Annotated in this window: 22 protein-coding genes; 11 read left to right on the top strand and 11 right to left on the bottom strand. The window is 59.2% G+C overall.

All coding sequences use genetic code 11. The features are described from left to right. Positions 1 to 88: 88 nt before the first annotated feature. The gene (locus tag K7431_RS00995; protein ID WP_012724173.1) at positions 89 to 454 is read left to right on the top strand and encodes a histone-like nucleoid-structuring protein, MvaT/MvaU family; all 366 of its coding nucleotides are present in this window, start codon (positions 89 to 91) and stop codon (positions 452 to 454) included. Positions 455 to 577: 123 nt separating this feature from the next. On the opposite strand, the gene K7431_RS00990 is transcribed toward K7431_RS00995, so the two are convergent. Further along, the gene (locus tag K7431_RS00990; RefSeq protein ID WP_012724172.1) at positions 578 to 1114 is read right to left on the bottom strand and encodes a DUF4946 domain-containing protein; all 537 of its coding nucleotides are present in this window, start codon (positions 1112 to 1114) and stop codon (positions 578 to 580) included. A gap of 195 nt (positions 1115 to 1309) precedes the next feature. Here K7431_RS00990 and gloA point away from each other — a divergent pair, with 195 nt between their 5' ends. Beyond that, the gene (gene gloA, locus K7431_RS00985) at positions 1310 to 1831 is read left to right on the top strand and encodes a lactoylglutathione lyase (protein ID WP_012724171.1); all 522 of its coding nucleotides are present in this window, start codon (positions 1310 to 1312) and stop codon (positions 1829 to 1831) included. A 50-nt stretch (positions 1832 to 1881) separates the two neighbouring features. On the opposite strand, the gene ahpF is transcribed toward gloA, so the two are convergent. The 3 genes from ahpF to K7431_RS00970 all read right to left on the bottom strand — a co-directional run bounded on the left by ahpF (position 1882) and on the right by K7431_RS00970 (position 5215). Continuing rightward, positions 1882 to 3447, bottom strand: coding sequence for an alkyl hydroperoxide reductase subunit F (ahpF, locus tag K7431_RS00980; RefSeq protein ID WP_012724170.1), 1566 nt, complete (start codon positions 3445 to 3447; stop codon positions 1882 to 1884). Between the two features lie 127 nt (positions 3448 to 3574). Then, positions 3575 to 4138 carry an alkyl hydroperoxide reductase subunit C gene (gene ahpC / locus K7431_RS00975; protein WP_010210361.1) on the bottom strand — a complete coding sequence of 188 codons (564 nt, stop codon included), beginning with the start codon at positions 4136 to 4138 and terminating at the stop codon, positions 3575 to 3577. 144 nt (positions 4139 to 4282) lie between these two features. Further along, entirely contained in the window at positions 4283 to 5215 is a 933-nt protein-coding gene (locus tag K7431_RS00970; protein ID WP_012724169.1) for a site-specific integrase, read from the bottom strand. A 170-nt stretch (positions 5216 to 5385) separates the two neighbouring features. On the opposite strand from K7431_RS00970, the gene K7431_RS00965 reads away from it, so the two are divergent. Next, positions 5386 to 6393 carry a DNA-binding protein gene (locus K7431_RS00965; RefSeq protein WP_012724168.1) on the top strand — a complete coding sequence of 336 codons (1008 nt, stop codon included), beginning with the start codon at positions 5386 to 5388 and terminating at the stop codon, positions 6391 to 6393. Here K7431_RS00965 and gorA read toward each other — a convergent pair whose 3' ends face one another. Both gorA and galU read right to left on the bottom strand, forming a co-directional pair. Then, positions 6394 to 7752, bottom strand: a complete 1359-nt coding sequence (gorA, locus tag K7431_RS00960) for a glutathione-disulfide reductase (protein WP_012724167.1) — start codon at positions 7750 to 7752, stop codon at positions 6394 to 6396. 105 nt (positions 7753 to 7857) lie between these two features. After that, positions 7858 to 8697, bottom strand: a complete 840-nt coding sequence (gene galU / locus K7431_RS00955) for a UTP--glucose-1-phosphate uridylyltransferase GalU (protein ID WP_003173830.1) — start codon at positions 8695 to 8697, stop codon at positions 7858 to 7860. A 310-nt stretch (positions 8698 to 9007) separates the two neighbouring features. Between galU and K7431_RS00950 the strand changes: the two genes are divergently transcribed. After that, the gene (locus K7431_RS00950) at positions 9008 to 9193 is read left to right on the top strand and encodes a hypothetical protein (protein ID WP_012724166.1); all 186 of its coding nucleotides are present in this window, start codon (positions 9008 to 9010) and stop codon (positions 9191 to 9193) included. Between the two features lie 142 nt (positions 9194 to 9335). Then, on the top strand, positions 9336 to 9617 hold the full coding sequence (locus K7431_RS00945; protein WP_012724165.1) for a hypothetical protein: 282 nt from the start codon (positions 9336 to 9338) through the stop codon (positions 9615 to 9617). Positions 9618 to 9626: 9 nt separating this feature from the next. Here K7431_RS00945 and K7431_RS00940 read toward each other — a convergent pair whose 3' ends face one another. From K7431_RS00940 to K7431_RS00925, 4 genes are all read right to left on the bottom strand, one after another. After that, positions 9627 to 9857: a hypothetical protein gene (locus K7431_RS00940; protein ID WP_012724164.1), complete on the bottom strand. Its 231-nt coding sequence runs from the start codon at positions 9855 to 9857 to the stop codon at positions 9627 to 9629. A gap of 77 nt (positions 9858 to 9934) precedes the next feature. Further along, positions 9935 to 10858: a c-type cytochrome gene (locus K7431_RS00935; RefSeq protein ID WP_012724163.1), complete on the bottom strand. Its 924-nt coding sequence runs from the start codon at positions 10856 to 10858 to the stop codon at positions 9935 to 9937. Further along, entirely contained in the window at positions 10855 to 11502 is a 648-nt protein-coding gene (locus K7431_RS00930) for a c-type cytochrome (protein WP_043205336.1), read from the bottom strand. Before K7431_RS00930 ends, K7431_RS00935 begins: the two co-directional genes overlap by 4 nt. Positions 11503 to 11675: 173 nt before the next feature. Beyond that, positions 11676 to 12029, bottom strand: coding sequence for a hypothetical protein (locus K7431_RS00925; RefSeq protein WP_012724161.1), 354 nt, complete (start codon positions 12027 to 12029; stop codon positions 11676 to 11678). Positions 12030 to 12242: 213 nt separating this feature from the next. Between K7431_RS00925 and K7431_RS00920 the strand changes: the two genes are divergently transcribed. The 4 genes from K7431_RS00920 (at position 12243) to ada (ending at position 14528) form a co-directional block, all read left to right on the top strand. Next, positions 12243 to 12545 carry a DUF1883 domain-containing protein gene (locus tag K7431_RS00920; protein ID WP_003191319.1) on the top strand — a complete coding sequence of 101 codons (303 nt, stop codon included), beginning with the start codon at positions 12243 to 12245 and terminating at the stop codon, positions 12543 to 12545. Between the two features lie 23 nt (positions 12546 to 12568). Then, on the top strand, positions 12569 to 12736 hold the full coding sequence (locus tag K7431_RS00915; RefSeq protein WP_012724160.1) for a hypothetical protein: 168 nt from the start codon (positions 12569 to 12571) through the stop codon (positions 12734 to 12736). Positions 12737 to 12740: 4 nt separating this feature from the next. Beyond that, positions 12741 to 13406 (top strand): DNA oxidative demethylase AlkB, encoded by a 666-nt coding sequence (alkB, locus tag K7431_RS00910; protein WP_012724159.1) that lies wholly within the window; start codon positions 12741 to 12743, stop codon positions 13404 to 13406. Positions 13407 to 13481: 75 nt separating this feature from the next. Then, a complete protein-coding gene (gene ada / locus K7431_RS00905; RefSeq protein ID WP_043205335.1) occupies positions 13482 to 14528 on the top strand; it encodes a bifunctional DNA-binding transcriptional regulator/O6-methylguanine-DNA methyltransferase Ada in 1047 nt (348 codons plus the stop codon). Here ada and K7431_RS00900 read toward each other — a convergent pair. Beyond that, positions 14525 to 15103, bottom strand: a complete 579-nt coding sequence (locus K7431_RS00900) for a CGNR zinc finger domain-containing protein (protein WP_012724157.1) — start codon at positions 15101 to 15103, stop codon at positions 14525 to 14527. The genes ada and K7431_RS00900 overlap by 4 nt on opposite strands. A 173-nt stretch (positions 15104 to 15276) precedes the next feature. Between K7431_RS00900 and K7431_RS00895 the strand changes: the two genes are divergently transcribed. Together K7431_RS00895 and K7431_RS00890 are read left to right on the top strand one after the other, a co-directional pair. Continuing rightward, positions 15277 to 16155, top strand: a complete 879-nt coding sequence (locus K7431_RS00895) for an alpha/beta fold hydrolase (RefSeq protein WP_012724156.1) — start codon at positions 15277 to 15279, stop codon at positions 16153 to 16155. Between the two features lie 109 nt (positions 16156 to 16264). Further along, positions 16265 to 17323 (top strand): NAD(P)H-dependent flavin oxidoreductase, encoded by a 1059-nt coding sequence (locus K7431_RS00890; protein WP_012724155.1) that lies wholly within the window; start codon positions 16265 to 16267, stop codon positions 17321 to 17323. The last annotated feature ends 2 nt before the right edge of the window (positions 17324 to 17325 follow it).

Here is a 17325-nt window from a genome sequence, read left to right as displayed (position 1 = left end):
GACTTCTTTCTTGGGTCGCCTTAAAGCGCTTGGCTTATAGCTTTGTCTGCAGTTGATATCAGCCAAATACACTATTGGAGTACAGATTTTGTCCAGACTCGCCGAATTTCGCGCAGCAGAAAAAGCCCTTCAAGAACAGCTTGCCCAGCTGGAATCCCTGAAGAACGACGCCGGCCTGAAGAAAGAAATCGAATTCGAAGAAAAGCTTCAAGCCCTGATGAAGACCTATGGCAAAGGCCTGCGCGACATCATTTCCATCCTTGATCCAAACCCGGGCAAGTCCAGTGCTGCTGCCGTTGCCGCACCAAAACAGCGCCGCGCTCGCGTGGTCAAGGTTTACCAGAACCCGCACACTGGTGAACTGATCGAAACCAAAGGTGGCAACCATCGCGGCCTCAAGGCCTGGAAAGAACAGTACGGCGCCGCCACTGTAGACTCCTGGCTTCGCGGCTGATTGCACTGCACTAACAAAGAGCCCCGCCTAGGCGGGGCTTTTTCATTTCTTTTTCATTTCAATGGTTCGAAACCGAACTTAAATAACGTTTCATCATGTTCAGAACCCACGGGCATTACATACTTAAAGTTTCAGGCTATCGCGCACCGAACTGACTTCGTCCTTGCTGGCGTCGTACGCTTGCGCCTGACCGGCGTATGAAAAAACATAGGCGTTATCGGTATCGACCGCACCCACCAATGTTTGTGAAAGCACGTGACGGCCGTTTTCGGTAATCACACAAGTAGTTTCCAGTGCTTCAAGGCGACTCAAGGTTGTAGGGTGCATCTTGCTGCACACACTTTGATACCCCCCCTGGGCAAAATCTTTCTGGATGGACTTGCGCATCTCCAGCAATACACCTGGGAGATTAACCTTATGGCCCGGCTCAATGGGCGTGCCGGTCAGTTCGATGACCATCAAGGTCGCGCCATTTTCATCATTCTTGATCGCGCGCTGCCGAGACACGGGCCGTGGTGTGGCTGGCGCTTCTCCATCCGCCACGACTTCTTCGACTTGCCAGCCGCTGGGCCAATGAATTTCAGGGTCGGCGGCCATGACGAAGGGGCTGGCCAACAGCAAACACACAGCACTCAACAGCGGTTTACGACGTTCGATCATGACAAAAAACACCCAAGGTTCAAGCGCCAAAGTTTGAGCCCCAGGCCCATGGGTCGCAAGGCCTGCGTGGGCTTTTTCATTTGGCGCCGGGGGCGCGCCTTGCGTATCATGGCCCGGCTGCACGGATGCCAGCCGCAAGCCAAGGAACCGCTCACGTCTTAGAGCCGCGTTTGCCCCATTTTTTCTGGAGGGCCCATGAGCCTGCACGAACTGAACACTTTCCCGGGCGTCACTGCCCAACCTGACACCGCCACCGCCAACTTCGTGTTCAACCACACCATGCTGCGGGTCAAGGACATCACTAAGTCGCTGGACTTCTACACGCGCGTCCTGGGCTTTTCCCTGGTTGAAAAGCGTGACTTCCCGGAAGCCGAATTCAGCCTGTATTTCCTGGCCCTGGTGGACAAATCCCAGATCCCGGCCGACGCCGCCGAGCGCACCCAGTGGATGAAGTCGATCCCGGGCATCCTGGAACTGACCCACAACCACGGCACCGAAAACGACGCCGACTTCGCCTACCACAACGGCAATACCGACCCACGTGGCTTTGGCCATATCTGCATCTCGGTGCCGGATATTGTCGCGGCCTGTGAACGTTTCGAAGCCCTGGGCTGCGATTTCCAGAAGCGCCTGAGCGATGGCCGCATGAAGAGCCTGGCGTTCATCAAGGACCCGGATGCCTACTGGGTCGAGATTATCCAGCCCGCACCGCTGTAACGAAAAAACCCCATGATCGCTCATGGGGTTTTTCATTTCCGGGCTCGGTATTACGCCGGAGCGGAGGTGCGGATCAAATGGTCGAACGCACTCAAGGAAGCCTTGGCGCCCTCACCCACCGCAATCACGATCTGCTTGTACGGCACCGTTGTTACGTCACCGGCAGCGAATACACCGGGCAGTGACGTTTCGCCACGCGCATCGACAATGATCTCGCCGCGAGGGGTCAGTTCCACGGTGCCTTTGAGCCAGTCGGTGTTGGGCAGCAAACCGATCTGCACAAAGATCCCTTCCAGGTCGATGGTCTTGAACTCGCCGCTGTCGCGATCCTTGTAGGCCAGGCCGGTAACTTTCTGGCCATCACCTTTGACTTCACTGGTCAGCGCGCTGGTGATCACGTCAACGTTCGGCAGGCTGTAGAGCTTGCGCTGCAACACGGCGTCGGCGCGCAATTTACTGTCGAACTCAAGCAAGGTGACGTGGCTGACGATACCGGCCAGGTCGATGGCCGCTTCAACGCCGGAGTTACCGCCGCCGATCACCGCCACACGCTTGCCCTTGAACAACGGACCGTCGCAGTGCGGGCAGAAGCACACGCCCTTGGCTTTGTATTCCTGCTCACCCGGCACCCCCATTTCGCGCCAGCGGGCACCGGTGGCGAGGATCACGGTTTTGGACTTGAGGGTCGCACCGCTTTCGAAACGAATTTCGTGCAGGTCACCGGCGTTTTTCGCCGGGATCAGGCTACTGGCGCGCTGCAGGTTCATGATGTCCACGTCGTACTGGCGTACGTGGGCTTCCAGGGCGCTGGCCAGTTTCGGGCCTTCGGTTTCCTGTACCGAGATGAAGTTCTCGATGGACATGGTGTCCAGCACTTGACCACCAAAGCGCTCGGCAGCGACGCCGGTACGAATACCTTTACGTGCGGCGTAGATCGCCGCCGCCGAACCGGCTGGGCCACCGCCGACGACGAGCACATCAAAGGCGTCTTTGGCGCTGATTTTTTCGGCGGCTTTTTCAATGCCGCTGGTGTCGAGCTTGGCGAGGATTTCTTCCAGGCCCATGCGGCCCTGGCCGAAGTTCACACCGTTCAGGTAAACGCTGGGCACTGCCATGATCTGGCGTTCGTCGACTTCTGCCTGGAACAGCGCGCCGTCGATGGCGACGTGGCGGATGTTCGGGTTGAGCACGGCCATCAGGTTCAGCGCCTGGACCACGTCCGGGCAGTTCTGGCAGGACAGCGAGAAGTACGTCTCGAAGCTGAACTCGCCTTTAAGGGCGCGGATCTGTTCAATCACTTCGACACTGGCCTTCGACGGGTGGCCACCGACTTGCAGCAGGGCCAACACCAGCGAAGTGAATTCATGGCCCATGGGAATGCCGGCAAAACGCAGGCTGATATCGGCACCCGGGCGGTTGATGGAGAACGAAGGCTTGCGCGCATCATCACCATCGGTTTTCAGGGTAATCAGCGTAGTGAGGCTGACAACATCCTGCAAAAGGGCAAGCATTTCCTGGGATTTCGCGCCGTCGTCGAGGGAGGCGACGATCTCGATCGGCTGGGTGACCCGTTCCAGGTATGACTTCAACTGAGCTTTAAGATTGGCGTCCAACATACGGGCGATTTCCTGTTCATTCGGTTTATTGCAGACAAAAAAACGCCCGAGCGAATCTCGCCCGGGCGTTTTGAGGGCGGATGCAGCTTACTTAAGTGCGGATTCCCGCCCTTGAGACTTCACAGACTTAGATCTTGCCGACCAGGTCCAGGGACGGAGCCAGGGTGGCTTCGCCTTCTTTCCACTTGGCTGGGCACACTTCGCCTGGGTGGGCAGCGACGTACTGGGCAGCCTTGATTTTGCGCAGCAGCTCGGAAGCGTCACGGCCAACACCGCCGTCGTTCAGCTCAACGATCTTGATCTGACCTTCTGGGTTGATCACGAAAGTACCGCGGTCTGCCAGGCCAGCTTCTTCGATCAGTACGTCGAAGTTGCGGGAGATGGTCAGGGTTGGGTCGCCGATCATGGTGTACTGGATTTTGCCGATGGCTGGCGAAGTGTTGTGCCAGGCAGCGTGGGCAAAGTGAGTGTCGGTGGACACGCTGTAGATTTCGACGCCCAGCTTCTGGAATTCGGCGTAGTTGTCAGCCAGGTCTTCCAGTTCGGTTGGGCAAACGAAGGTGAAGTCGGCTGGGTAGAAGAACACAACGGACCACTTGCCTTTCAGGTCGGCGTCGGACACATCTACGAAGTTGCCGTTTTTGTAGGCGGTCGCTTTGAACGGTTTTACTTGGCTGTTGATGATAGGCATCGTTGACTCTCCGTCAGGTTTGTAAAAGGGGTGAAGAAGTTGATGAAGTGAATCCTACCCACTCTCTCGGCGGATGGCTCATTGGCAAACCTGATGCTGACGATTGGTTTTCCCTATCAGGTGACTGTATTAATAGAAGAAATCTCAAAGCAGCGGCTGGGTCGCCAAGGTCATGCCAATAAAGGGCGTGGATTCAACATAGCGCATGGCGGATTTCATGTCGCTCCAGCCGACGTAACTCATCAACGACTTCAAATCCCAGCCACTGCGATGCGCCCAAGTCGCAAAGCCACGGCGCAATGAATGGCTGGTGTATTGCTCGGCAGGGATGCCGGCGCGCTCCAGCGCCTGGCGCAGCAGCGGGATCACACTGTTGGGGTGCAAGCCCTCCTCCCCCAGGTTGCCCCAGCGATCGATGCCACGAAACACCGGGCCGCGTACCAGGGCCGAGGCGCTGAGCCATTCGCTGTAGGCCTGCACCGGACACAACCGCAACAGTGCCGGGGTGTGGTAGGTCTTGCCGAGGTTGTCACGGTCGCTTTTGCTGCGCGGCAGATACAGGCTGATCCCGGCGCCGGGCGTCGCCTGCACATGTTCGATGTCGAGGCGGCACAGCTCATCGCTACGGAAGCCGCGCCAGAACCCCAGCAGGATCAGCGCCGTGTCGCGCTTGGCGCGCAGCAATCGGGGCTGATCCTGCGCCTGCGTTGCCGCTGTCGCCTCAACCTCAAGAGACGCCACCACCTGCTCCAGATGCTTGAGCTGCAAAGGCTCGGCTTGCTTCTCCTGCGCCGGGTGCACGGCGCGGATGCCCTTTAAGACCTTGCGCACCACCGGCGCTTTAGTCGGGTCGGGAAAGCCCTGGCTTGTATGCCACTGCGCCAGGGCCGAGAGCCGCAACTTTAAGGTATTCACTGCCAATACCCCCGCATGAGCGACCAGATAGCGCGCCACGCTATCGCTGGTCGCCGGCAGGAACCCGCCCCAACTCACTTCGAAGTGCTCGATGGCCGCGCGATAACTGCGGCGGGTGTTATCGCGGGTGGCGGCGTTGAGGTAACGATCCAGATCGCTCATGGGAGGCCTTTGTGTACTGCTGGCAGGTGTATGTGCCGGTTAAATGCGTATGACACGGGATAATACGCCAATATCCCATCTGTTAATTGATGAATTTCAACGGCTTTTTATCCGTGATATAGTACGTATATACATACCATGTACCACACTACGAAATCGACGGAGACCCCATGGCTCGCGGCGGCATTAATAAAGCAGTAGTTCAAACGGCACGCCTGGCGATCCTCGCCCGCGGCGAGAACCCCAGCATCGACGCTGTACGCATCGAGATGGGCAACACGGGCTCGAAAACCACGATTCATCGCTATTTGAAGGAGCTGGATGAGAGCGAAACCCGCGTCACCATCACCGAAGCACCGATCGACGACGAGCTTGGCGAGCTGGTGGCGCGACTGGCTCAACGCCTGAAAGAGAAAGCCCAGGAGCCAATCGACTTGGCCTTGGCACAGTTCGAGCAACAAAAGACCGCCCTGCTCGCCCAAGTAGAGGCGCTGGAAGCCGCCCAAAGCCAACTCCAGCAACAACTCGATATCCAGGCCGCAGCCCTGGCAGAAGAAAGCGCCGCCCTGCAAACCGCCACTACCAGCCTGCAGACCGAACAAACCCGTAACGCCGGGCTTAACCAGGCGTGCAGTGATTACGAGTTACGGATCAACGACAAGGACGAACAGATTCGTTCGCTGGAAGAAAAGCACCTGCATGCGCGCGACGCCCTGGAGCATTACCGCAATGCGATCAAGGAACAGCGCGAACAGGAACAGCGCCGCCACGAAGGCCAATTGCAGCAGGTACAGGCCGAGCTGCGCCAGGCACAGCAGAGCGCCATGGTGCGCCAGGATGAAATCACCCAACTGCATCGCGACAATGAGCGACTGCTGATCGAGCATCGGGTGACGGCGAAGGAATTGACGGCGCTGCAGGAGCAATCCCGCAAGGATCAGGCCCAACAGCTCAAGCTAAGTGAACAGGTCGGCCTGATTGATAACGAACGCACCCTGCTTCAGGAACGCCTGCGGGTGGCAGTGCTGGAGAGCCAGTCACGCCAGGAGGCGCTGACCGAACACCAGCACACCAACAAGACCTTGGAGCTTGAGCTGATCAAGGCCCAGGCAAGTATCGAGGCGTTGCGCCTGGCAGCCACCGTTGCGGCGGCGCCCGAGGCAACCCCCAACGCCTGATCAGCCCGCCACAGGCGTGCGCAGGGTGACGAACTCTTCCGCCGCCGTAGGGTGCACGCCGATGGTTTCATCGAAATGCCGCTTGGTCGCGCCGGCCTTGAGCGCGATCGCCAGGCCTTGCACGATCTCACCCGCGTCCGGGCCGACCATGTGGCAACCCAGCACTTTGTCGGTGTCGGCGTCGACGACCAGCTTCATCAGGGTCTTTTCCTGGCACTCGGTCAGGGTCAGCTTCATTGGCCGGAAACGGCTTTCAAAGATCTGTACCTTATGGCCCTGCTCTTTCGCTTCTTCTTCGGTCAGGCCTACGGTGCCGATGTTCGGCAGGCTGAACACCGCCGTCGGAATCATCGCGTAATCCACCGGGCGATACTGCTCAGGCTTGAACAGACGACGCGCCACAGCCATGCCTTCGGCCAGGGCAACCGGTGTCAGTTGCACACGACCGATCACGTCGCCAATGGCCAGGATCGATGCCTCGGCGGTCTGGTATTGGTCATCCACCTCAACGAAGCCGCGCTTGTCGAGTTTGACGCCAGTGTTCTCCAGCCCCAGATTGTCCAGCATCGGGCGACGCCCGGTGGCGTAGAACACACAGTCGGCTTCCAGCACGCGGCCGTCTTTCAACGTCGCCTTGAGGCTGCCGTCGGCCTGCTTGTCGATGCGTTCGATATCGGCATTGAACTGCAGGTCCAGGCCGCGCTTGGTCAACTCTTCCTTCAGGTGCGTGCGCACCGCACCGTCGAAGCCGCGCAGGAACAGGTCGCCGCGATACAGCAGGGTTGTCTGGGCACCCAGGCCATGGAAGATCCCCGCGAACTCGACGGCAATGTAACCCCCACCGACGACCAGCACGCGCTTGGGCAACGCCTTGAGGAAGAACGCTTCATTGGAGCCAATGGCGTGTTCACGTCCCGGAATCTCCGGAATCTGCGGCCAGCCGCCGGTAGCGATCAGAATGTGCTTGGCGGTGAAACGTTCGCCGTTGATCTCGACTTGGTGCGGATCAACCAGGCGCGCATGCCCTTCATGCAGGGTTACGCCGCTGTTCACCAGCAGGTTGCGGTAGATCCCATTGAGACGGTTGATCTCACGATCCTTGTTGGCGATCAGGGTCGCCCAATCAAAGTTCGCTTCGCCCAGAGACCAGCCAAACCCGCTGGCCTGTTCGAAATCTTCGGCAAAATGTGCGCCGTACACCAGCAGCTTTTTCGGCACGCAGCCGACGTTCACGCAGGTGCCACCCAGGTAGCGGCTTTCCGCCACTGCCACTTTGGCGCCAAAGCCTGCGGCAAAGCGCGCCGCGCGAACACCGCCGGAACCGGCGCCAATTACATACAGGTCAAAATCGTAGGCCATTTCACTCTCCTCGGCAGGACATCAGCATACCGACTTAGATGGGGCTGAAAAACGAAAAAGCCACCCGAAGGTGGCTTTTTCAGAGCAGGCGACGTTTACCGTGAATCAGTAAGCCTTGCCAGTCTTGTAGAAGTGCTCGTAGCAGAAGTTGGTCGCTTCGATGTAGCCTTCAGCGCCGCCGCAGTCGAAACGCTGGCCCTTGAACTTGTAGGCAATCACGCAGCCGTCTTTGGCTTGCTTGAGCAGGGCGTCGGTGATCTGGATCTCGCCGCCTTTGCCTGGCTCGGTTTCTTCGATCAGTTTGAAGATATCCGGGGTCAGGATGTAACGACCGATGATCGCCAGGTTCGAAGGCGCGTCTTCCGGTGCTGGTTTTTCAACCATGTCACGTACGCGGATCAGGCCATCGCCAATGTCGTCACCGGCGATAACGCCGTACTTGTTGGTTTCGGTCGGGTTCACTTCCATCACTGCAACGATGGTGCAACGGTATTTCTGGTAGAGCTTGACCATCTGGGTCAGCACACCATCGCCTTCCAGGTTCACACACAGGTCGTCCGCCAGTACCACGGCGAACGGCTCGTCGCCGATCAGTGGACGGCCGGTGAGGATGGCGTGGCCAAGGCCTTTCATCTGAGTCTGACGGGTGTAGGAGAACGAGCACTCGTCGAGCAGTTTGCGGATACCGACCAGGTATTTTTCCTTGTCGGTGCCCTTGATCTGGTTTTCCAGCTCGTAGCTGATGTCAAAGTGGTCTTCCAGTGCGCGCTTACCACGACCGGTCACGATGGAGATTTCGTTCAGGCCGGCATCCAGTGCCTCTTCGACGCCGTACTGAATCAGTGGCTTGTTCACCACCGGCAGCATCTCTTTGGGCATGGCCTTGGTCGCTGGCAAGAAGCGAGTGCCGTAACCGGCTGCTGGGAACAAGCATTTCTTGATCATATGAGTCCTTACAAAGGGCTGTGCGTACGGAATTCGGCGCAGTCTAATCAGGCCGCAGTCACCTTACAATGGGTCCTGCTGGCGTTGCGATGTCATCATAGAGAAAAAATGTCGGCGTAAGTTCCGCTCACGTTGTTGAGGGAATGTTCACCGGCACGGCAAAAAATGCCTGCACCTCGTGTTTTCAGAGGGCTGCAACCTTTTTAGCATGCTTTCAGGCTCAGAACACTGACCGAGAATAACTTGCGCAGCCCCGCGACATTTGGCGCTATCATTACGCCCTTGAACCAGACCACGAGATACTTGATAGATGTCAGAACCAAAAGGCGTGAACGGCTACCTGATCACCAAGCGAGCGGACGGCTGGCACCTGATCAACTTCCACGGCGACAGCGTCGCTGGCGCATTCGCGAGCGAAAGCCAGGCTATTGCCGTAGCCGAAGTGTTTGTGGATGAAGCGGGCCACGCATCGAGCAAACGGCCCAAGGGCAAGTAAGCGTCAACGCTCTGCGAAAAAAGCCCCGATGAACGGGGCTTTTTTGTGTTTGTCTGTACGTAGATGGCAGTTCGCTATAATCTCGCCGGAACGCCCCACGACAGTGTCAGCGCCCCTCCAACACCCTCGATGATGAACCTATATGAACAAGATTCTGGCACTGACCGCGGTACTGACCCTGGCCGGGTGCACCACCACTTCCGACGTCTTCCTGAAAAACGGCGAACAAGGCCTGACCATCGACTGCTCGGGCGAAGCCAATTCCTGGGCCAGTTGCTACGAAAAGGCTGACGCTTCGTGTGCGGGCACCGGCTACCGTATCGTCGGCACCGAAGGCACACCCTCGCTCAAGGAAAGTGAAAAGACCCTCGGCCAGGATGTGGGCAACTTCAAAAGCCGCAGCGTGGTGGTGGTCTGCAAGTAAGCGTTACGCCTACAGCTGAATATCGGCAAACTTGATTCCCAGGCCACGGATAGTCTCCACCAGTTCATCCAGACGCGGGAAAGACTCGACTTCATCCTGATCGTCTACCAGGAAAAAACTGCGGCCGCCGCTTTTCTTGAAGAAAACGATCCACTCCCCCAGGTCGGCTGGGTTCTGGATGATGTGAGTGGCCGATATCTGGCCTTCGGCCTGGCGCGCCCTGACGTGTTCACGCTTCATGAAAGACTTCCCTAAAAAGACAAATGCCGCACAAACCGAGAGTTTGCGCGGCATTTTTGCATTGATTGACCGAGAGTTTAACGGATGCCCTGCCCAATCAGCACGCCTTCTACGGTTTGGCCGTAAAGATTGATCCCGTCATTGGCATGGAATTTAACCCGGGTTTTCTCCACGGAACCCTCCACCAGTCGCGGATCCTGCGGCCGTTCGCGGCTGTTGATGTAGGCGGCCACATCCCAGGCTTGCTGATCACTCAGGCTGCCACCCTTGCCCAGCGGCATGTTGTGTTTGATGAAAGACGCCGCCGTATTGATACGGTGCATCCCCGCGCCCCAATTGTAGGAATCCTTACCCCAGAGCGGTGGCATTACGTAGCTGTCACCCACCTTCTGGCCCTGCCCCTCGGCACCGTGGCAGACGGCGCATTGCTCTTTGTACACCTGCCCACCTTGGGACAGGTCATAACCCTTGGCCGGCTGGACCACGTCCGGGTAACCACGGCCCGGTAACTCCACGCCCAAAGGTGCCTTGCTCGCCAGCCAGTAGGCATACACGGAGAGTGCGGTAATTTCGGGGCTATCAGCAGCCGGCGGGGTGCCACCGTTCATGCTGAACTGGAAACAGCCCTGCAACCGCTCGGCGAAGGTATTGACCTTGTCATTCTTCTTTCGATAGGCCGGGTACATCGGGTACGCCGCCCACAATGGCGCCGAATGGGCCAACCGGCCCTGATCCAGATGGCAATTGCTGCAATTGAGTCCGTTACCGACAAATGTCGGCGCCAAGCGCTTGGTATCCACGAACAGCGCGTAGCCTTGCTTGACCAGCTTGCCGTAGGCGTTGTCAGGCAGATCGCGCTCTTGAGGCGGTTGGAATTGAGCGACCGCCGCGTGGCTGGCGGATGGCGGCAACTGCGACTGATCTTCCATGGCAATCGTGGCGGCATACGCTGACGACAGACCGTACGCCGCCAGCGCCAAGCCATGCATAAACGGGCTCATGGCTTGGCCTCCTGTTTAAGCGACGCGAAATACTCGGCCACGGCCTGTACTTCCTCCGGTGTGAGGGATTTGGCGATGTGGCCCATCAAGTCATTCGGGTCATTGTGACGAGTTCCGTTTTGCCACGCCGTCAACTGGGCGGCCAGGTAGGCTGCGGGCTGGCCCACCAGCGGTGGAAACGCGTCGCCTACCCCCGTACCGGCGGGGCCATGGCAACTGGCGCATGGCGGAATCTGTCGCTCCCACGCGCCCTGCTGTGCAAGCTTTTGCGCAGCACCGAGGGGCATCTCGCTGCGCTGGATCGGTTCGGGGACAAAGGCCGGCATCGCCGCCAGCGCCTCGCTGACGGCTTCGACTTCAGCGTCGGTGAGGGCGTTCGCCAGCGGCTGCATCACCGGATTGACGCGACTGCCGCGCTTGAAGTCCTCCAGTTGTTTACGCACATACGCCGCCGGCAGCCCCGCCAGCCTGGGGAAACCCGCTGCGGCAATACCCGCGCCATCGGCACCATGGCAGGCGACGCAGGGCATGGCGCCCGGTTGCGAGCCGCCCTCGGCAAAGATCTTCTTCCCCTCCAGCGCGTGAGCGTTGCCCAACAGCAACATCAGCGCACTGCCCATCAGCACTCGTCCCAGAGACATCATCAACCCTCAATTTTATAGTTATAAGCTTAGGCGTTTATGGCATAAGCCTACAAATGGTAGGGGAATGAGCCCGTCGCGACAACACTCAAAACGTGTCATAAAAAAAGCCCGGCCCCACGCGTGCGGGGCCAGGCTCTTTTATCGGATTCGAGTCCCGGTTGAAGCGCGCTGTATCAGCCGGAAATGCACTCTTCGCCAGCCTTTTTCACGTCACCCGGACGGATCGGCACATTGGACATGCTCTCGTAGAGCTTGATGCTGCTACCGCTGGAACGTTCATCAATTTCAAAAATCGCCGATGGGTCGGCTGAAAACTTTTGCGGCACGATCACCTGCACGCCACCGTCCTTATGCGGTTCGATCTGCGGCGGCCGGCGGGTCGCCGACAGTTTCTGTACCACACACGCGGCGTATTCCTGAGGTTTCTTCCCGGAAATGACCGCCAAGGTCGGCGGGGTCTGCTTGATATCTGCAACCGAAGCACACCCACCAATCGCCAGGGCCAGAACCAACACACTCCACTTCATATAAAACCTCCGATAAAGACCCTACGACAGCGGGGATGGTATTTTTCTCCCGCCCACGTAGGATTTATCCCTGATAACTCGGTAAATAACTGTTTTAAATTGTCGACGTCGTTGAAGACGGGCCGATAATAAACGCGCTGGGGCTGATAAACTCCATCTTAACCTACGTATCGTTCTGATTTTTCAGAAAAAGCCCTTCTGGAGACACCCCCAATGAAATTCATCCACCAGCGCGAGCACCTCAACGAGGGAGACATTGTTGTCATCGAATGCTCGCAGACTTGTAATATTCGTCTGATGAGCGATGCGAATTTTCGCAGCTTCAAGAACGGCGGCCGCCACACTTACCACGGTGGCGCATTTGACAAATTCCCAGCCAAAATCACCGCGCCGAGCACCGGTTTCTGGAACATCACCCTGGACGTCGTCACGCGCCGCGCCATCAGCGTGACCCGCAAACCCGCGCTGTCCCACAAGATCCGCATTGTGCGTCGTACCAGCTCCAAGCTGAGCTGATCCGCCATCCAAAGGAAATAGCCGTGACTGCCACCACCAAATACGTGATCAAGTACAAGCTCAACGGCGAACGCCGCTTTGAGTTCGCTCAACTGCAGACCAACAGCGTCGAAGAAGCCAAGCAAGCCCTGGCGAAGATTCACGATGCCAGTGATGAAATCACCGACATCAATGTGAGCAAGGCGCTGTAAGCCGATGCCCGGCCCCACCGCTGACCTGTTCGCCGATGACGCCTTGCAGCAACCCGCTGGGCGCGAACAAATTGGCGAACAGTCCTACGTGCTCAGGGGCTACGCCCTGCCCTGGATTGAGCGCCTTCTGCCGGAGTTACGGCAGGTGCTGGCTCAATCACCCTTCCGGCAAATGGTCACACCCGGTGGCTTCACTATGTCGGCCGCATTAAGCAGCTGCGGCGACCTGGGCTGGACCACCGACACTTCCGGTTACCGCTACTCACCACTCGACCCGCGCACCCAGCAGCCCTGGCCGCACATGCCGGACACCTTGCGGCAATTGGCTGTGCTGGCGGCGGCAGACGCCGGCTTTGTCGACTTTGCCCCCGACGCCTGCCTGATCAACCGTTATGTTCCGGGTGCAAAGATGTCCCTGCACCAGGACAAGAACGAGCGCCGCTACAGCGAACCGGTGGTGTCGGTGTCGCTGGGGTTACCGGCGATTTTTCTGTTTGGCGGGCATGAGCGCAGTGCCAAGGCTCAGAAAGTCTCGCTGTTCCATGGCGACGTGGTGGTCTGGGGCGGTGTGGACCGCCTGCGTTTTCACGGTGTGATGCCGATCAAGGACGGCGTGCACCCGGTCATGGGGCCGCAACGCATCAACCTGACCTTTCGCACCGCCGGCTGATTTGACCGCAAGCTTCAGAGTGCCATGGGTTCACGGCATGACTAATCTGGCCAGGAACCGTCAAGAGTGCCGACCATGAGTATCGAACAAGATCCGCGCTGGGCAGCCATTCTCGCCCGCGACCCCAAGGCCGATGCGCTGTTCGTCTACGGCGTGAAGACCACCGGCGTGTACTGCCGCCCCAGCAGCGCTTCACGCTTGCCGCGCCCGGAAAATATCGAATTCTTTGACACCCCGGCACAGGCCGAAGCCGCGGGTTATCGCGCCAGCAAGCGCGCGGCCGGGGACCAGACCCAGCTTGCGGCGCACCATGCGCAACTGGTGGCCAACGCCTGCCGCCATATCGAACAGGCCGACACCCCGCCCAGCCTGAACATGCTGGCCACGCACGCCAAACTGAGCCCCTTCCATTTTCATCGCGTGTTCAAAGCCATCACCGGCCTGACCCCCAAGGGCTACGCCAGTGCCCATCGTTCACGCAAAGTACGCGATGGCCTCAAGGGCTCGCACTCGGTGACGGATGCGCTGTATGACGCAGGCTTCAATTCCAACAGCCGTTTTTATGAATCGGCCAATCAATTGCTCGGCATGACGCCCAGTGACTACAAGGCCGGCGGCACTAACAACGCGATTCTGTTTGCCGTCGGGCAGTGCTCGCTGGGTGCGATCCTGGTGGCACAAAGCACCCGTGGCGTGTGCGCGATTCTGCTGGGGGATGACCCGGACCAACTGGTGCGCGACCTGCAGGATCAGTTTCCCAAGGCCGAGCTGGTCGGCGCCGACCCGCGCTTCGAACAGTTGGTCGCACAGGTCGTGGGGTTTATCGAAGCGCCCGCGCTCGGCCTGGACCTGCCGCTGGACCTGCGCGGCACGGCGTTTCAGGAGCGGGTGTGGCAAGCCTTGCGTGAGATTCCTCCGGGGAGCACGGCCAGCTACGCGCAGATCGCTGAGCGCATCGGCGCGCCAAAGTCCTTCCGCGCCGTGGCCCAGGCCTGTGGTGCAAACAGCATCGCGGTGGCAATCCCCTGTCACCGCGTAGTACGCAGTAATGGCGAGCTCTCCGGCTACCGCTGGGGCGTGGAGCGCAAGCAGCAATTGCTGGCGCGTGAAAGCGAGGCCTAACCCAGCTTGCGCTTGCGAAACTCGGCGACTTTATGACGGTTGCCACACAACGCCATGCTGCACCAACGACGCTTATGCGCCTTGGTACGGTCGTAGAACCACAACACGCAATCGGGATGCTCGCAGGTGCGAATCAAGTTGAAATCTGCGTCCACCAGCAAGACGGCAGCCGCTTCGGCAATCGGTGAAAGAAACTGCTCCGGCGTTTGCCGTTTGCGTTGACGCACCAGGTGCACTTCACCCGGCGCCGGCCAGCTGAGCTGCGGATGACTGACCGCCTTGCGCAAAAACCCATTGAGCGCGGCGGGGTCGGCCTGCTCGCCCGCCTTGCGTGCCTCAAGCAACACTCGAATCACTTCCCGCAGCGTCCTGGCCGTCGCCAGTAAAGCCCCCGCGTCAAACGCTGGCACCTCGCCCTCTTCCACCCAGCCCAAGCGCACCAGCCAGCGCTCGACATCGGCGTCGGCCTGCCAGAACTCAAAGGGCTCACCGTCGACATTGGCGCGGGTATTGAGCATGTCCAGTACCGGGTCATCGGCAAGGACATAGGGTTCCGGAAGTACGTGGGTGGTCATGGCGGATCCTCTTGAGCATCTGCGGATCGTAACCTGTATTTCTTCTCAAGGGTAGTTACAGAAAATGATTTTGTAACCTGAATAAAACGTTTGACAGGTTACCTATTCAGGCGCAGTTTTTAAAAACGGTAACCCGTAAATCAACTTAATCTAGTTACTAAGGTACGGACCTCATGACCACTCCAGCCCCCGTCATCCATTACCGTCACGTTGATGTCGACGGCGTACGCATGTTCTACCGTGAGGCCGGTGCTCCGTCGGCCCCGGTCATGTTGTTGCTGCATGGCTTCCCCAGTTCGTCGCATATGTTCCGCGACCTGATCCCTTTACTCGCCACGCGATTCCGGGTGATCGCCCCGGATTTGCCGGGTTTCGGCTTTACCGAGGTGCCGGCCGAACGCGATTACCTCTACAGTTTCGATAACCTGGCGATCACGGTGGGGCATTTTGTCGAGGCGTTGGCGTTGAGCCGCTACGCCCTGTACGTCTTCGATTACGGTGCGCCGGTCGGTCTGCGCCTGGCGGTGGCGCACCCGGAACGGGTCAGCGCGTTGGTGTCGCAAAACGGCAACGCCTACCTGGAAGGCCTGGGCGATGCCTGGGCGCCGATTCGTACCTACTGGGCCGAGCCGAGCCAAGCCAACCGTGAAGTGATCCGCAACGCCGTGATCAGCCTCGAAGGCACGCGCTACCAGTACCTGCATGGTGTGAATCAGCCCGAGCGGGTGGCGCCGGAAGCCTACATGCTCGACGTACTGCTCATGCAGCGTCCCGGCAACGACGAGATCCAGCTGGACCTGTTCCTCGACTACCGTAACAACCTGACGCTCTACCCGGCATTCCAGGCCTTCTTCAACGCCACGCAAGTGCCGACACTGGTGATCTGGGGCCAGAACGATCCGTTCTTCATCCCGCCAGGTGCGCACGCCTATAAAACCGACAACCCCAACGCGGTGGTGGAACTGCTGGACACCGGCCACTTCGCCCTGGAAACCCATGCGGCGCATATCGCCGAGCGGATTCACACGGTACTGGGCAACGCCATCAACTGATGGCGCACCACGAACGCACACGTTCGTCCAGTGAATAAAACAGACTGGCCGGGTGCCAATGGCCCTGTTACAACAGCGAAAAGCCTCACTGACGCTGGAGACGCATCCCATGAGCACCTGGCCAGACACCCGAATTCTCGACCTGCTGGGCATCGACGTGCCGATCATCCAGGCCCCCATGGCCGTCGGCACCACCACGGCCATGGTCATCGCCGCCAACGCTGCGGGTGCGCTGGGTTCATTACCGGCGGCCGCGCTGAGCATCGAGCAACTGCGCGACGCGCTGAGCACTATCCGCCAGGCCGGCGCACGGCCGATCAACGTCAATTTCTTCTGCCACCAACCACCTGCGCCCGATGCAGCGCGCGATCAACGCTGGAAGGCGTTGCTGGAGCCCTACTACCGCGAATTGGGTGCCGACTATGACGCGCCAACCCCGGTCTCCAACCGCGAACCGTTCAACGAGGCGGCTTGCCAAGTGGTTGAAGAGTTTCGCCCGGAGGTGGTCAGTTTCCACTTTGGCCTACCGGAAAATTCCCTGTTGGACCGAGTAAAAGCCACGGGTGCGAAAGTGCTGTCCTCGGCCACCACCGTAGAAGAAGCCCTCTGGCTGGAACAGCACGGCTGCGATGCAATCATCGCCATGGGCAGTGAAGCGGGTGGGCATCGTGGCTTGTTTCTCAGCGATGACCTCAACACCCAGATCGGCTTGTTCGCCCTGGTGCCGCAAGTGGTCGACGCCGTCAGCGTGCCGGTGATTGCCGCCGGCGGCATCGGTGATGCACGTGGGATTGTCGCGGCATTCGCCCTGGGCGCCTCGGCGGTGCAGATTGGTACGGCGTACCTGTTTACCCCCGAAGCCAATGTCACCGCGTCCCACCATCACGCACTGCGCCACGCCCAGGCCAGCGAAACCGCGCTGACCAACCTGTTCACCGGTCGCCCCGCACGCGGCATCGTCAACCGGGTCATGCGTGAGCTCGGTGCGATCAACCCGGCCGCGCCGGCCTTCCCGACCTCCGGCGGTGCGCTGATACCGCTCAAGGCCAAGGATGAGGCCGGCTTCAGTAACCTGTGGTCCGGCCAGGCCCTGCGCCTGGGCAAAGACATCACCACGTATGAGCTGACCCGCGAACTGGCGGAGCAGGCGTTGGCCAAGCTCAACTAGAA

The sequence above is a fragment of the Pseudomonas fluorescens group sp. genome (genome assembly GCF_020093335.1).
Taxonomy (GTDB): domain Bacteria; phylum Pseudomonadota; class Gammaproteobacteria; order Pseudomonadales; family Pseudomonadaceae; genus Aquipseudomonas; species Aquipseudomonas petroselini.
This window is presented reverse-complemented; position numbering and strand designations above follow the sequence as displayed.

Excerpts from the sequence above, each read along its gene's own strand:
- K7431_RS00990 (WP_012724172.1), bottom strand. The coding sequence starts at position 1,114 with ATGATCGAACGTCGTAAACCGCTGTTGAGTGCTGTGTGTTTGCTGTTG.
- gloA (WP_012724171.1), top strand. The coding sequence starts at position 1,310 with ATGAGCCTGCACGAACTGAACACTTTCCCGGGCGTCACTGCCCAACCT.
- ahpF (WP_012724170.1), bottom strand. The coding sequence starts at position 3,447 with ATGTTGGACGCCAATCTTAAAGCTCAGTTGAAGTCATACCTGGAACGG.
- ahpC (WP_010210361.1), bottom strand. The coding sequence starts at position 4,138 with ATGCCTATCATCAACAGCCAAGTAAAACCGTTCAAAGCGACCGCCTAC.
- K7431_RS00970 (WP_012724169.1), bottom strand. The coding sequence starts at position 5,215 with ATGAGCGATCTGGATCGTTACCTCAACGCCGCCACCCGCGATAACACC.
- K7431_RS00965 (WP_012724168.1), top strand. The coding sequence starts at position 5,386 with ATGGCTCGCGGCGGCATTAATAAAGCAGTAGTTCAAACGGCACGCCTG.
- gorA (WP_012724167.1), bottom strand. The coding sequence starts at position 7,752 with ATGGCCTACGATTTTGACCTGTATGTAATTGGCGCCGGTTCCGGCGGT.
- galU (WP_003173830.1), bottom strand. The coding sequence starts at position 8,697 with ATGATCAAGAAATGCTTGTTCCCAGCAGCCGGTTACGGCACTCGCTTC.
- K7431_RS00950 (WP_012724166.1), top strand. The coding sequence starts at position 9,008 with ATGTCAGAACCAAAAGGCGTGAACGGCTACCTGATCACCAAGCGAGCG.
- K7431_RS00945 (WP_012724165.1), top strand. The coding sequence starts at position 9,336 with ATGAACAAGATTCTGGCACTGACCGCGGTACTGACCCTGGCCGGGTGC.
- K7431_RS00940 (WP_012724164.1), bottom strand. The coding sequence starts at position 9,857 with ATGAAGCGTGAACACGTCAGGGCGCGCCAGGCCGAAGGCCAGATATCG.
- K7431_RS00935 (WP_012724163.1), bottom strand. The coding sequence starts at position 10,858 with ATGAGCCCGTTTATGCATGGCTTGGCGCTGGCGGCGTACGGTCTGTCG.
- K7431_RS00930 (WP_043205336.1), bottom strand. The coding sequence starts at position 11,502 with ATGATGTCTCTGGGACGAGTGCTGATGGGCAGTGCGCTGATGTTGCTG.
- K7431_RS00925 (WP_012724161.1), bottom strand. The coding sequence starts at position 12,029 with ATGAAGTGGAGTGTGTTGGTTCTGGCCCTGGCGATTGGTGGGTGTGCT.
- K7431_RS00920 (WP_003191319.1), top strand. The coding sequence starts at position 12,243 with ATGAAATTCATCCACCAGCGCGAGCACCTCAACGAGGGAGACATTGTT.
- alkB (WP_012724159.1), top strand. The coding sequence starts at position 12,741 with ATGCCCGGCCCCACCGCTGACCTGTTCGCCGATGACGCCTTGCAGCAA.
- ada (WP_043205335.1), top strand. The coding sequence starts at position 13,482 with ATGAGTATCGAACAAGATCCGCGCTGGGCAGCCATTCTCGCCCGCGAC.
- K7431_RS00900 (WP_012724157.1), bottom strand. The coding sequence starts at position 15,103 with ATGACCACCCACGTACTTCCGGAACCCTATGTCCTTGCCGATGACCCG.
- K7431_RS00895 (WP_012724156.1), top strand. The coding sequence starts at position 15,277 with ATGACCACTCCAGCCCCCGTCATCCATTACCGTCACGTTGATGTCGAC.
- K7431_RS00890 (WP_012724155.1), top strand. The coding sequence starts at position 16,265 with ATGAGCACCTGGCCAGACACCCGAATTCTCGACCTGCTGGGCATCGAC.